Below are 11,985 nucleotides of genomic sequence, written 5' to 3' on the forward strand. Positions count from 1 at the left end.
GACGACTCAGACGGCCTGCTCCGTCGCCGCCGAGGCCAGGTACGCCCTGGCCTTGTCGGCGTCGAAGAACCAGTCCCGCAGACCCGCCGGATCGGAGAATCCCGCGACGAACCTGGCCGCGACCGCGGGCGACCGGCTCGCGGCGCCGAGGATCTCCGGCAGATGAGCAGGCGGGTGCAGCATGGTGTTCGTCCACGTGGTGGCGTGCCGCGCCTCGGCCCAGTAACGACTGAAGGTCTGCTCCATCCACGCCCGGTCGAACGGCTGCTCGCCGTGCTCCACGATGCTGTCCAGATAGGACGCCGCACACCGGCTGGCGTTGTTGGAGCCCTGCCCGGTGATCGGATCGTTGGCCACCACCACGTCGGCCATGCCCAGCACCAGACCGCCGCCGGGCAGTTCGCCGATCGGTCTGCGCACCACCGGCGCGTAGCCGCCCGCCAGTGTCGCGCGGTCGTCGGTCAGCTCGGCCGCCGCGCAACGCCCGTACTCCCACGGCACGTACCGTCTGATCAGATCGAGCATCCGATCCAGATGTTCCCGCGGCCCGGGGCGGTCCTGCCAACAGTCCAGCGGACCGCCGGGGATGCCCTCGAAGAACAGGATGTCGCAGGGGCCGCTCAGCGTGAGGCCCGGGATCATGAACAGCTCGCCGACCCCCGGCATCGCGTTGAACCGCACCGCGATCGTCTCGGGATGCTCCGGTCGCGGCCCGACCCCGTGCACGTAGGCGACCGACAACGCGCGCTGCGGACTCGTGAACGGCGAGAACTCGGGATCACGGTCGAAGAGCTGCACCAGCTCGCCCTTGCCCGCCGCGATCACCACCAGGTCGTACAGCCGCGCCAGCGAGTCCAGGTCGGAGGTGGCGACGCCGTGGAAGACGACCGTGCCCCCTCGGTCCTCGAACAGCTCCAGCCAGCCCGCCATCTTCACCCGCTGGTCCACCGACTGCGCGAACTCGCCGGTCGGCGCGACCCAGTCCAGCACCCGGTCGCCGTCCGGCCCGGCCACCGACACCCCGAGGCCGGTGATCTTCGGCGTGTCCTCCTCCCAGAGGTTCAGCTCGTACTCCCGCTCCTTGGCGAGCGCGGGGCCGAACATGCACTGGGTGGACATCACCCGGCCGCTCCGCAACTCCTCCGGGGTCCGGGCGGACATGATCGTGACCGTGTACCCGTGTGCCTGCAGGCTCAGGCCTAGCTGTAAACCGGCCTGACCCGCCCCGACTATCAACACCTTCCGCATGGGTCACCCTTCGTAGCGCCGTGCTTCGACATGCAACCGGCGGAGTCCTCGAGCGTCTCGTTCGTCCGTCGCCGAGCGGACCCGAGCCGGGCCCTCGGACGTCGCGGACGAGTCGTCGGTCGATGACCCGCCACCCTCCCGACCTCGGCGGAGCACCACCGTCAGCCGTCAGGACGGTCCATAGGAGACGCTCAGGTCCATCGTGTAGGAGACCAGCCCCCGCAGCGCCTGGGCCGTGGAGCCGGGATCTCGCGCGTCGCAGGTGGTCAGTGGGGTGTCCGGAGCGAGCGCCAGTGCGTCGCGCACCTCGTCCAGATCGTGTTCCAACCTGCCGTCGAACTTGTTGACCGCGACGACGAAGGGAATGTCCGAGTCGTTCTCGAAGTAGTTGATCGCCGCGAACGACTCCTGAATGCGTCGCGTGTCGACCAGGACGATCGCGCCTAACGCGCCACGAGAGAGGTCGTCCCAGAGAAACCAGAACCGAGCCTGGCCCGGAGTGCCGAACAGGTACAGCACCAGATCCGAGTGCAGCGTGATCCGGCCGAAGTCCATCGCGACGGTCGTGGTCGTCTTGTCGCCGCTCGGGTCGAGTGCGTCGACACCCTCACCCGCCTCCGTCATCCACGCCTCGGTGTTCAACGGCGGCACCTCCGAGACCGTGGACACGAAGGTCGTCTTCCCGACGCCGAAACCACCCGCGATGACGATCTTCGCCGAGATCGTCAACGAGGAGAAGTCAGGCTGGAAGTCTCTTGAGTCCATCGAGAATCCTCTCCAGGATGTGCCGGTCGTACTGATAGGCGTGACCGGTCGGGTGGATGAACACCATCTCCTGGGCGGCGAGATCGCTGATCAGTACGCGGATCACGCCCAGCGGAGTGGTGAGATGCGTGGAGAGCTCCGCGATCGACATCGTCATGCGCGCTCGTTCGTAGAGCGCCCGGGCCTCGGGCATCAGCGTCTCGCTGAACTCCGGGTCGTAGTGCGGCACCGAGATCAGCGTCTCCACCAGCAGGTGGTGCCGTGGTCTGGTGCGTCCGCCGGTGATCGCATAGGGGCGCACCCTGGCGCTGCGCTTCGCGGTCGTGGCCATGCGGTGTCGGTCCTCCTCCGGCGGTCTCAGTCGCTGGTGCGGCGCGCGGTGACCACGCGCCGCAGGTCGGAGCGGACCTGCGGGGTCAGCGCATGCCCTGCGTTGTCGACGAACTGCGTCATCTCGTAGGCGACGACCTTCATGTCGCAGCCCGACGAGGTGAGCACCGCCAGCCCGGCGTCCTCACCGATTCCCATGAAGAGGAAGTAGCCGCCGCTCAGCCGGATGATGATCTGCTCGCAATCGCCCTTGCCGAAGAGCGTGGCGCTGTTGCGCGCCAGGCTGAGCAGTCCGCTGGAGATCGCCGCGAGCTGCTCGGCCTCGTCGCGGTCGACGGAGTCCGACGAGGTCAGCGGGAAGCCGTCCGAGGACATGATCAGGGCGTGCGTCACCCCGTGCACCCGGTCGACGAAGCCGTTGACCAGCCAGGTGAAGTCACGCGGCCTCGTGTCGTTGTCAGTCGTCATGGAGGGCCTTCCCATCTCGCTTCTGCTCTTCCTCCCCGGACCTGCTCGCCCGTGCCGCCTGCTCGCCGTCGGCGAACGCACCCAGGTCGGAGACGAGCTGGGCGCGCCCCGCCCGCGCCTGCGACTCGGCGCGGGAGGACACCGCCTGCGGGTTTCGCGACGCCGACTCCTCCGGACGACCCTCGGCACGCAGACTGCGGGAGATCCGGCGTGGCAGTCCGCTCGTCGTCGTCTCCTCCTCCTCTCGGCGGACGGCCGAGGCCGCGGGGACCGGGGCTTCCGCGCGCCTGCCCGCGGGCAGCCGCCGGGGAAGTCCGCTGGCGGTCACCTCGCTCGGCGGCGACCCCGCCGATCTCGGAGCGGGCATCGCCGGCCGAGGCGCGGCCTTGCTCGGCGCCTCGGCCGGTTTGACCCAGACGGCGGGCGCGGTCTCCCGCACGAGTTCGGTACGCAGCAGCACCGAGGCCGTCGTGCCGTGTGGTGCCCGCCTGCCGAGCCACACCTTGATCTGATGTTTGCGGGCCAGCGAGCGGACGACCGCGAGTCCCATGTGCTCGATCGAGTCGCTGTCCAGCCGCGGAGCGGAGATCAGTCGCTTGTTGAGCACGGCGATCCGCTCGGCGGGAAGGCCGATGCCCGCGTCCTCGACTCGCAGCAGCACGCTGCCCTGCTCGGTGATGTGCGCGCTCACCGTCACGGTGGAGTTCGGCGGCGACTGGGCCGCCGCGTTGTCCAGCAGCTCCGCGACGAGCCTGCTCACGTCGTCGGCGGCGAACCCGGCCACGGCCAGCCCCGCCACCCGACCGATCTCGATGCGGGTGTACTGCTCGATGGACGACATGGCCGCCCTGATCACGTCGATCAGCGACGTGGTCTCCTCGGTGGCCGAGCCCGCCTCCTGCCCGGCCAGGACACGGAGGTTCTCCGCGTTGCGCCGCAGTCGGGTGGCCAGATGATCGAGCCGGTAGAGCCGGGCGAGGGTGTCCGGATCGTCCTCGTCGACCTCCATCTGCTCGAGCATCGCCAGCAGCGAGTCGACCAGGTTCAGATCTCGGACCGCGATGCCCGCGCACATGCCCGCCAGCACGTCGTCGCCGATTCGAGGCGGGGGCGAAGCGGGTTGCGGCGTGTCCTGGAACGGCGACGGCGGCGCCTTCGCCACGGGCGAAGCGGGGACGGGGGTCAGCAGCTGCGCCGCCGCCGTACGAGCCTGCGCCAGCAATGCCTTGGCGCCATGCCGCCGGTACCGGTCGAGCAGGGATCGGGCACGGCTCACCATTCGGACTCGCAATCGTCGGCGTTGCTCCGTACGGCGGCGATCATAAGCGCAGTACGTGCCCGGTCGGGCACTGAGGGTGATGTCGGGTGTGGCTCACGGTGCTGCGACGACATCGGCGCAGCGTATCCGAATGATCGCTCTGAGTGGACTCGTGCCTGCGTGTGCGGAGTGTCCGGAGCGCCCGGGCGCACCCGTGCGGCGGCCCCGCGAGGTGCCGCCGCGCCCTGCTCTTCTGTCGCCGTGCGGATGTCGGCGAGGTGAGCGGCATCACGAATCCGTCGGCAACCTCGGCGATCTCCGAAGGCGTGCTTCGAGGTGAGGCGCCGCCTATCCAGGCGGCGCCGAGCCGAGGAGGAGAGGTCACTCGTGCGCATCAATCGCAAGGCTCTGACCGGTGCGATCGTCGCAGGCGGACTGGTGCTGCTCGTGGTGGCGGCGCCTGCCGCCGCCTCGGTCGTGGCCGGGCCGTCGGAAGGGCCCGTGTCGGAGTCGATGCTCCCGGCGCCGGTGGCGGAGGCGCCTGCTCCGCTCGTGGCCGCGGAGGAGCAGATCGCGGGTCCGTCCGTCGGGTCGGAGGGCGTCCGCATGGAGGTGCCTCGCGCGCCGGTGGCGGAGGCGCCTGCTCCGCTCGTGGCCGCGGAGGAGCAGATCGCGGGTCCGTCCGTCGGGTCGGAGGGCGTCCGCATGGAGGTGCCTCGCGCGCCGGTGGCGGAACCGGACGGCGGGTACCACGCGGGCCGGGCCGCGCCGCAGGCTGCCGAGCCCGCTGGTCGTCCCGAGATCGACTGAGGACGGTCGAGTCATCATTCAGCGGGGTCTCGAACCGGCCTGCGGGGGCGCCGTCATGCGGACGGCGCCCCCGCAGGCGACCCGTGGAACAGGAGACGACTTCGAGGTGAGCGCTTCGCGCCTACGAGCGGCCCGGCCGGCGTCCGCGGACGACGAGACGTTCCGTCGCTGTTTCGACGAACATGTCGGGAGTGTTCGGTTCACCGCGCGACTGCTGTGCGGCGACTGGCATCGGGCCGAGGATCTGACGCAGACCGCCTTCCTGAAGGTCTACCTCGCGTGGCCTCGGCTGACCAGCCGTGAGCACCTCGGCGGCTACCTTCGGCAGGTCGTCGTGCGCACGTTCGTGTCGGAGCACCGCAGACTGTGGCGCAGGCTGGAATGGCTGACCGACTCGACACCGGAGCGTCCCGCCGCGGCCGCGCCCGGCGACGATCGGATCGTGCTGCTGGACGCGCTGGCGACCCTGCCCGCTCGGCAACGGGCGGTGCTCGTCCTGCGCTACTGGCACGATCTCGGCATCAACGAGGCGGCGGCGGCACTGGGATGCACGGCGGGCACGGTGAAGAGCCAGACGTTCAAGGGCCTGGCGACCTTGCGGGCACGGCTGGGTGAGCAGTTCGCCGAGCGCGTCGCGGCATCGTCATCGGCGGATGGAGAAGACGATGGTGCCTGAGGAGGATCTTCGGGCGGACTTCGCCCGTCTCGCGCGGCAGGAGCCGCCGCCGACGGGGCTGTACGCCGACGGGATCATGACGCTCGCGCACCGGCGCCGCCGAGTGCGACGGACGGCGGGGATGCTGGTCAGCGGCGGGCTCACGGCGGCGGTGATCATCCTTACCGCCGTCGTCCTGCCGGGCGGCACCGACGACGCGCCCCCGTCGATTCCGGCGGGCCCTGCTCCCTCGTCGGGGGAGAACAGCCCTCGGGAACGGCCGTCGGACGACGTGACGCCGCCGGAAGGCGACGCCGACGCCGAGACGTCGCCCGTGCTTCCGGACGTGAGTCCGCCGGACCGGCCGGAGCCGCCCACGTACCGGGCGGGCCTCCCTGACGCGGACCCGTCGGACTCCGAGCCGGAACCGCCGCAAATCGATCGCGAGGAGACGGGCGCGTCTCCGTCCGCCGGGATCGATTCCTCCTTCGAGAACGACGGCTCGGTGATCACCAGGGAGGACGGGCCGGGCCGAACGATCTCCGCCGGCGGGGTCGATGACGCCGGACTCGTGGTGACCGCGCCACCCGCTCCGACGGGATTCGGCTGAGTCGGAGTCTCGGAAGGAGACTGGCGGACACGGGCAGGGTCGGACGACCGCAGGAGATCGTGTCGGCGCGTCATACGGACTCGGCGGGGCTCCTCGTGCGGTCCTCCTCCGCGGCCCGGCGCCGGCGGTGGTCGGCGACGTACACGCGATTGGCGCACCGCGTCGAGCAGAATCGCCGCCGACCGTTGCGCGAGCCGTCCACGAACACGACTGCGCAGCCGTCCCGCGCGCACGAGCCGAGACGTGTCGCGTCCTGACAGAGCGCCGTCGCCAGTCCTGCGGCGGTGTAAGCGCGGAGGCGCTCCTCCAGCGGGCGGCGTTCGTCGGCGACATGCAGGTGCGGCGCGCGCCCATGGTGCCGCGAGACATAAGGCCGGGCCGCCGACTCGGCGAGCAGCTCGTTGACGAGGTCGACCTGTCGATCCAGGTCGACCTCGTCGAACAACGGGCGCAGCCGAGCCGCCCAGTCGAGCAGCAGGCCGGTCTGTCGTGGCGTCGGCCGCTGTCGGGGCAGGTAGTCGTGTGCCGCCAACAGGGCGTGCAGGTCGTCGGGCGTCGCGTCGGGGCCGAGGTTCACCAGCGCCGCCGCCATCTCGGCCGCCCGCCCGCCGTAAGGGTTGAAATGCACTGAACCATGACACCACGCTGTGCGCATGAGTGTCGACCGGAGCCGATCCGTCCCGCGCCGTTGCCCGTCCTGCGGGCGGACGAATCTCGTCGCGGCCTCCTCCCATCACACGTCGGAGGGCGTGCTGCGCTACCTGCGCTGCTCGTGCGGTCGATGGCTGGTCGTACGCTCGGCGACGCTGCTCGCCACGGCCGTCGCGGGATGGTGGGAGCCGGCCGCCGTCCCCGATCGCGCGGTCTCCGGTGACGGACCGCCTTGCAGGCAGCCTTCGGCGACGAACGGTGCCGGCGTGGCCGGAGGCCGCCGGGCGGGGTCGGGCGGCACGAGTAGCCTGGAGCCGTGAGTCAGCCGTCCGGACAGCCGCGAGCGGTGCCGAGCGGCTTCTTCCCGTTGGACGCCCGCGTCGTCTCGCGGGACAGCCCGCCGCGCTGGGGCGTCGTCGTCGACGAGGGCCCGATGCCTGCCGGGCTGGTGCCCGTGTTGTGGGACGGCGACTTCTCCCCGGTGACCGAGTCCGTCGCGGCGCTGCTGCTCGTCCCACCGCCGCCCGGTGTCGGGGCGGCGCACACCGCCCCGGCGGGCACCCACGCCCGCAGGCGACGTCGCCTGCCCGGCGTGATGTTGCTCGGTCTCGGCGATGGTCACGACGACGCTCGGGTCGAGGCGGCGGACTACGGCGACGCGGCAGGCGGCTGAGACCGTCGCGTCGCGGACGCCCGACTCGTACGAGGTTCCCGTCGGCCGCCGCGCGACGCCGGGGCGGGTCCTGCGGCGGCCGGGAACCGGAGTTCGGCGGGCTACGCGCTCGTGCGCAGGACCAGCGTGCGGCCGTCCGGGAAGGACAGGACGAGGCGGTCCCCGTCGATCTCGGCGCGGAAGACCTCACCGAGCCAGGTGGTGAGCGGATGCCCCTGTTCCCGAAGCTCCTCGGAGCACTCGGCGGCCTCCGGGGTCAGTGCCGAACCGTGTACGCGGATTCCGCCCGTCCGCTCCTCCCAGACGCCGGTCATCCGATGACACCCCGCCTCGACGGCCCAGACCGTGCGGTCGGCGTCGAACCGCACCTCCGTGGCCGCCACCGGGTCCCGCACCGTGCCCGTCGTGCCCGTGATCGACTCCAACGACCACGTGCGGTCCACGACGTCGTCCACCGGTGCGGGCGGGAGCGCGCGGAGGCGCAGTTCGGTGCCGGGCCCGAACAAGATCAGCTCGAACCCGTCCCGATCCGCACGCTCGACCGCCGCGAGCGCGTCGACGAAGCGGCGCTCCAGCTCCATCACGTGCGTCGACCCCTGTGCCGTGCAGTCCTTCTGGTTGATGCCGCCGAGGGTCAGCAGCGTCGCCGCGCTCGGCGGATTCACCTCGCCGCCGTAGTCGTTGCACGCGGCGGTGCCCCGGATCAGTCCGTCGCCGTAGAACTCCACCGTCGCGGGCCGAGTCTCGATCTCCTCGAGTGTTCCCTCGGGCATCACGCCGCCCGCGAGCTCCCAGGAACCCGTCAGATCCGGCCGGGCCGGCACCGCGGCGTCGCCTGCCTCGGCGCCCGGCTGACCACAGGCCCCCAGCATGAGCACCACCGCGCATGCCGTCGTCGCCATCACGTCCCGCTGTCGCTGTCGCATCGTGTCTTCCTCCACCGTCGTCTCGCCGTCGATCGACCTCGTTGACTCGCCGACTCACCCGGTAGGGCGAGCGCCGCACCGTTCTCCCGCCTGCGCACGGGAGCGCCCGTCACCCCGCGCCTCGACAGGACAGCCGCTCGCCGCCGAGCGTCGACGTGAGGTTCAGCCGGTCGTCGTCCACCGCCGCGCGGCAGCCGTCGCCCACGACGGCGCCGACGCGCTGTTCCTGCTCGGTGGGAACGTCGTCGCAGGCGAGGTCCGCGCCTCCCGTGTCCGACCTGGTGAAGACGACCGCGCCGGTCCTGGCGAGCCAGGCGGCGTCGAGCTCGCGGCAGCCGAGGTCCGCCCGCAGGGTCTGCTCGTCCAGGCGCAGTTCGAGCGGATCGCCCACGGCCGCGGTCTCGGTGCCGTGCTCGTCGATCGGCGACGCCGGCCGCCAGGTCCGGTCGACCAGCTGGTCCACCCGGACTCGGGGCGGCGCGGCGAAGCGCGGCTCGACGTCGCGGCCGCTCAACACCGGAGTCTCGGCGGATCGTTCGACGGCCTCGTCCACGGCGGCCAAGGCGGCGAGGAAGCGGCCTTCGATCGCCGTCATCCCGGCGTCCACACAACCCGTCCGCGTCTGTGACGGGTGGTCGAAGCTGACGCGAGCCCCGTTCCAGCGCACCGACATTCCGTAGTCGTCGCAGGCCGCCGTGCCCCGTGCGATCCCGCCGTCCTCGAAGTCGAGCGTCACCGGATACCGCTCGTCGGGTGTCAACGGACCGTCGGCGGTCTCGCCCCCCACGAGCTGCCAGCCGTCGATCTCCGCACTCGTCACCCCTGCGGCGGTGGGTTCGCCGTGCCCGCAGCCGCCGAGCACCAGCAGCGCGCCGCAGACGGCGGCGACGACTCCCCGATCACGCATGGTCACTCCCTGTCGCGATCTCCCCTGATCGGTTGGACGAGAGCGTGAGGACGGCAGGTTGCACGGCGAGACAGGCCGCCGCCGAACCGAGACCGAAGACCGTCGCACCCGGCACGCGAGGTGGCGGGCGTGGCGGTGTCCGCCTCGTCCTCGGCGCTGATCCTGTGACGCCGGGCAGGCGGCCCCGCACGTCCGCCACGACGGCGGATGCGAGTCGCACTGGCCGACCAGGGTCACACCGCCCTCGTCGAGTCCTCCCCGCATCACCACCGGGCGCGACGCGGCGATCGGATCGGCTTCCGATGCGGCGGCCCTCGGTTGGTCGCCCGTGACGGTGGTGAAGAACGCGGCGTTGATCAGTTGCGCAGTCTGCCCAACAGCGCGACCAGCGCGGCCCGTTCCGAGGGTCGCAGCGCGGTGCCCGTGAGACTGGGGGCCGTGACCGCGCGCAGCGTCTCCACGACCTCGATGAGGAACGCGCCGCCCGCCGGGGTCAGAGCGAGCCGCCGGGCGGCGCGAACGCCCTGCACCGTCACATAGCCGCGCTCGACGAGACGGGCGACGCTGTGATCCAGACCGCGCGGCGGGAGGTCCAGCGCGGTGTTCGCGATGGCCTTGCGCATCGGGTGTGAGGCACGCGCGTGCAGCCGAAGCAGTCGGTAGTCGTAGACGGTGATGCCGTGCGCGTGCCGGAGCGCCTCGGCGGGCTGCACCGTCCACCGCTGGACGGCGGCCAGCAACGCCTCCCACACCAGCCACGGCTCGGCGGAGTCGGTGTGGCCCGGCGTGGCGCCCGCAGGCGTTACGGGCTCGCCGCCTGCAGCGCCCCGACCCGACGGCGCCGAGCCGGGGGAGCCGCCGGTGACCGGAGCCGACGTCGTCGACACCGGCGCCGGTGCCTGCGCGGGAAGCCGGGTGGGAACGGACGGGTGAATCCGGGGCGCCGCCTGCAGGCGCAGACGCCCGGAACCGCCGGTCCCCGATCGGGTCGCTCGGCGGGCGTGAGCATCGACGCCAGACGGCGGCGGGTCGCCGTGTACCTCGCTCGCCGGGCCTGCGGCGGGCCCGCGGCCTGCATCGGCGTCCCCGCCTGCGGGCGGCGACGACCGGGTCTCGGCTGTCGAGTCCGGACGCCGGTCGGCGATGCGGTCGTCGGCCGGGACGAAGGCGGTGCGGTGTGAGAAGGCCGAGGTCGGTGTGGGGGTGGTGTCGTCGGGCATGGACGAGGTCTCTCCTTGTTCGTCGGCGTCGTGGTCGGGTGGGCCGGACGGGGGGCACGGTCGTCGCACGGACCACCGGCGGTGCCGTCGGTCTCCGGGCGGTGTCGAATCAGAAGTCGGTGCGTTCAGCGTCGCCGGGGAGGCGCCGCCCGAGGCCGCTCGGCGCGCCCGTCGTCGTTACGGGCACGACGTCGCCGCCCGCGATGCGGCGCGACGGCGGCAGGCCGTCCTCGGCGGCGGGTCGTCTCGGCCCCGTCGGGCGGCGGCCCGCGGCCCGGTCGACGCAGTACCAGCACGGCCGAACCCCGACCAGCCGGAGATCGCCGTCCACATCGCATTCGGGAGCGGGCCGCACGACCATCGCGATCCCGCAGGCGGCGATCACCGACGTCCCGTCGGCCGGGCGCGTGCCGGGAATCAGGTGTCGGTCCAGACACAGGCCCGCCTGCGGCAGCGTGTCCTGGGTGAACCAGTCCGGCGGGTTCGCGGTCACCGCACCGCCGCCCGCGTCCTCGGCGGCGCGGTCGGTCGATCGAGGACGTGCGGGAGGCACAGCGGACACCGCTGCTCGTCGTAGAAGCAGACCAGCAGCGGACGCCGATTCATCGCCCGGAACTCGATCTCCGGTGCGCACACCGGGCGGATGGGGGCGGATCCGTTCCACCGTGCCGAGGCCAGGTGTGTGTCACCTGAGCGCACCGATCGCACGAACCACGCCAGTCCGTTCATCGCCGCGCCGCCGGGAAGCACGTCGAGCAGCGCGGCAGCCGCACCCACTCGCCCACCGACACGAGCGCCGCCCCGCAGACGGCGACGGTCACCGACCGGTACTCGTCGTCCCGACGATGCTCCATCCGCCGGAACCGCCCGGCCCAACGCGGGTCCGCGGGAGCGGCCGCCGAGCTGCGGTTCGTCTGCTCGGCGGCCACGGCCTCGGCGGCGTCGGCGTGCCCGCCTGCGATGTCGTCTCGTCCTCCCGGACCCGAACCGCGGAAGAGCGCCGGTGTCGGGGAGAGCGCGGTCGACGTCATGCGAGCCTCCCCGAGAAGGCGCGTACCCAGCCGTCGTCCGGGTCGGCGCGGTGCCGACGTTCCGCCGCCACCGTGTTCGCCCGACATTGAACAGCGACGACGCCGAGGCGCCTGCGCACGGCGGCGCGCCGTGCAGTGGTCCGCTCGTCGGCTTCCTCACGGGCGGCCACGGTGCGTGCGTCCGCTGCCCGCAACCGTGCCCATTCCCGCCGGGACGGTGATCGCCGAGCCGGGTGAGATCGCCGCCACCCTCGCCAGGCGAGTTCGACGGCGGGCAGCCCCACACAGAGCAGGACCAGCGCCATGAACAGAGGGTCGTCGGAGAGATTCACGACGCCACCGACCGGGAATCCCGTGTTCGGCACGATCCCGCCGACGGCGCGGTCGTGATGATGGGGACTGTTTCGTCCAGAACTGCCGAAGCCGTCCGTTC

Annotated in this window: 17 protein-coding genes; 4 read left to right on the forward strand and 13 right to left on the reverse strand. The window is 72.0% G+C overall.

Annotation, left to right across the window (positions count from 1 at the left end):
• Positions 1 to 6: 6 nt before the first annotated feature.
• The 5 genes from AHOG_RS12960 to AHOG_RS12980 all read right to left on the reverse strand — a co-directional run bounded on the left by AHOG_RS12960 (position 7) and on the right by AHOG_RS12980 (position 4,090).
• Positions 7 to 1,248 carry a styrene monooxygenase/indole monooxygenase family protein gene (locus AHOG_RS12960; RefSeq protein WP_093941584.1) on the reverse strand — a complete coding sequence of 414 codons (1,242 nt, stop codon included), beginning with the start codon at positions 1,246 to 1,248 and terminating at the stop codon, positions 7 to 9.
• A gap of 168 nt (positions 1,249 to 1,416) precedes the next feature.
• Entirely contained in the window at positions 1,417 to 2,013 is a 597-nt protein-coding gene (locus tag AHOG_RS12965) for a GTP-binding protein (protein WP_093941585.1), read from the reverse strand.
• Complete coding sequence (locus AHOG_RS12970; protein ID WP_075740589.1) at positions 1,988 to 2,344, reverse strand: DUF742 domain-containing protein; 357 nt, start codon at positions 2,342 to 2,344, stop codon at positions 1,988 to 1,990. Before AHOG_RS12970 ends, AHOG_RS12965 begins: the two co-directional genes overlap by 26 nt.
• Before the next feature lie 26 nt (positions 2,345 to 2,370).
• The gene (locus AHOG_RS12975) at positions 2,371 to 2,811 is read right to left on the reverse strand and encodes a roadblock/LC7 domain-containing protein (protein WP_093941586.1); all 441 of its coding nucleotides are present in this window, start codon (positions 2,809 to 2,811) and stop codon (positions 2,371 to 2,373) included.
• Positions 2,801 to 4,090, reverse strand: coding sequence for a sensor histidine kinase (locus AHOG_RS12980; RefSeq protein ID WP_093941587.1), 1,290 nt, complete (start codon positions 4,088 to 4,090; stop codon positions 2,801 to 2,803). The genes AHOG_RS12975 and AHOG_RS12980 overlap by 11 nt, the downstream gene beginning before the upstream one ends.
• A 366-nt stretch (positions 4,091 to 4,456) precedes the next feature.
• On the opposite strand from AHOG_RS12980, the gene AHOG_RS12985 reads away from it, so the two are divergent.
• From AHOG_RS12985 to AHOG_RS12995, 3 genes are all read left to right on the forward strand, one after another.
• The gene (locus tag AHOG_RS12985; RefSeq protein ID WP_093941588.1) at positions 4,457 to 4,879 is read left to right on the forward strand and encodes a hypothetical protein; all 423 of its coding nucleotides are present in this window, start codon (positions 4,457 to 4,459) and stop codon (positions 4,877 to 4,879) included.
• A gap of 106 nt (positions 4,880 to 4,985) precedes the next feature.
• Complete coding sequence (locus tag AHOG_RS12990; RefSeq protein ID WP_245856724.1) at positions 4,986 to 5,555, forward strand: RNA polymerase sigma factor; 570 nt, start codon at positions 4,986 to 4,988, stop codon at positions 5,553 to 5,555.
• On the forward strand, positions 5,545 to 6,144 hold the full coding sequence (locus tag AHOG_RS12995; RefSeq protein ID WP_157736794.1) for a hypothetical protein: 600 nt from the start codon (positions 5,545 to 5,547) through the stop codon (positions 6,142 to 6,144). The genes AHOG_RS12990 and AHOG_RS12995 overlap by 11 nt, the downstream gene beginning before the upstream one ends.
• Positions 6,145 to 6,214: 70 nt before the next feature.
• Here the strand turns inward: AHOG_RS12995 and AHOG_RS13000 are convergent, their stop codons facing one another.
• Positions 6,215 to 6,772 carry a CGNR zinc finger domain-containing protein gene (locus AHOG_RS13000; protein ID WP_093941591.1) on the reverse strand — a complete coding sequence of 186 codons (558 nt, stop codon included), beginning with the start codon at positions 6,770 to 6,772 and terminating at the stop codon, positions 6,215 to 6,217.
• Positions 6,773 to 7,111: 339 nt separating this feature from the next.
• Between AHOG_RS13000 and AHOG_RS13010 the strand changes: the two genes are divergently transcribed.
• Positions 7,112 to 7,468 carry a hypothetical protein gene (locus AHOG_RS13010; protein ID WP_093941593.1) on the forward strand — a complete coding sequence of 119 codons (357 nt, stop codon included), beginning with the start codon at positions 7,112 to 7,114 and terminating at the stop codon, positions 7,466 to 7,468.
• Between the two features lie 101 nt (positions 7,469 to 7,569).
• Here AHOG_RS13010 and AHOG_RS13015 read toward each other — a convergent pair whose 3' ends face one another.
• The 7 genes from AHOG_RS13015 to AHOG_RS13045 form a co-directional block, all read right to left on the reverse strand.
• Positions 7,570 to 8,394: an META domain-containing protein gene (locus AHOG_RS13015; protein WP_157736795.1), complete on the reverse strand. Its 825-nt coding sequence runs from the start codon at positions 8,392 to 8,394 to the stop codon at positions 7,570 to 7,572.
• A 109-nt stretch (positions 8,395 to 8,503) separates the two neighbouring features.
• Positions 8,504 to 9,301 (reverse strand): META domain-containing protein, encoded by a 798-nt coding sequence (locus AHOG_RS13020; RefSeq protein ID WP_169725851.1) that lies wholly within the window; start codon positions 9,299 to 9,301, stop codon positions 8,504 to 8,506.
• Between the two features lie 356 nt (positions 9,302 to 9,657).
• Positions 9,658 to 10,521 (reverse strand): hypothetical protein, encoded by an 864-nt coding sequence (locus AHOG_RS13025; protein ID WP_093941596.1) that lies wholly within the window; start codon positions 10,519 to 10,521, stop codon positions 9,658 to 9,660.
• A gap of 109 nt (positions 10,522 to 10,630) precedes the next feature.
• The gene (locus AHOG_RS13030; RefSeq protein ID WP_093941597.1) at positions 10,631 to 11,014 is read right to left on the reverse strand and encodes a hypothetical protein; all 384 of its coding nucleotides are present in this window, start codon (positions 11,012 to 11,014) and stop codon (positions 10,631 to 10,633) included.
• Entirely contained in the window at positions 11,011 to 11,250 is a 240-nt protein-coding gene (locus AHOG_RS13035) for a hypothetical protein (RefSeq protein WP_169725852.1), read from the reverse strand. The genes AHOG_RS13030 and AHOG_RS13035 overlap by 4 nt, the downstream gene beginning before the upstream one ends.
• Complete coding sequence (locus AHOG_RS13040) at positions 11,247 to 11,552, reverse strand: hypothetical protein (protein ID WP_093941599.1); 306 nt, start codon at positions 11,550 to 11,552, stop codon at positions 11,247 to 11,249. The genes AHOG_RS13035 and AHOG_RS13040 overlap by 4 nt, the downstream gene beginning before the upstream one ends.
• Entirely contained in the window at positions 11,549 to 11,884 is a 336-nt protein-coding gene (locus AHOG_RS13045) for a hypothetical protein (RefSeq protein WP_157736797.1), read from the reverse strand. Before AHOG_RS13045 ends, AHOG_RS13040 begins: the two co-directional genes overlap by 4 nt.
• Between the last annotated feature and the right edge of the window lie 101 nt (positions 11,885 to 11,985).

Origin of the sequence: Actinoalloteichus hoggarensis, from assembly GCF_002234535.1 — a bacterium.
Taxonomy (GTDB): domain Bacteria; phylum Actinomycetota; class Actinomycetes; order Mycobacteriales; family Pseudonocardiaceae; genus Actinoalloteichus_A; species Actinoalloteichus_A hoggarensis.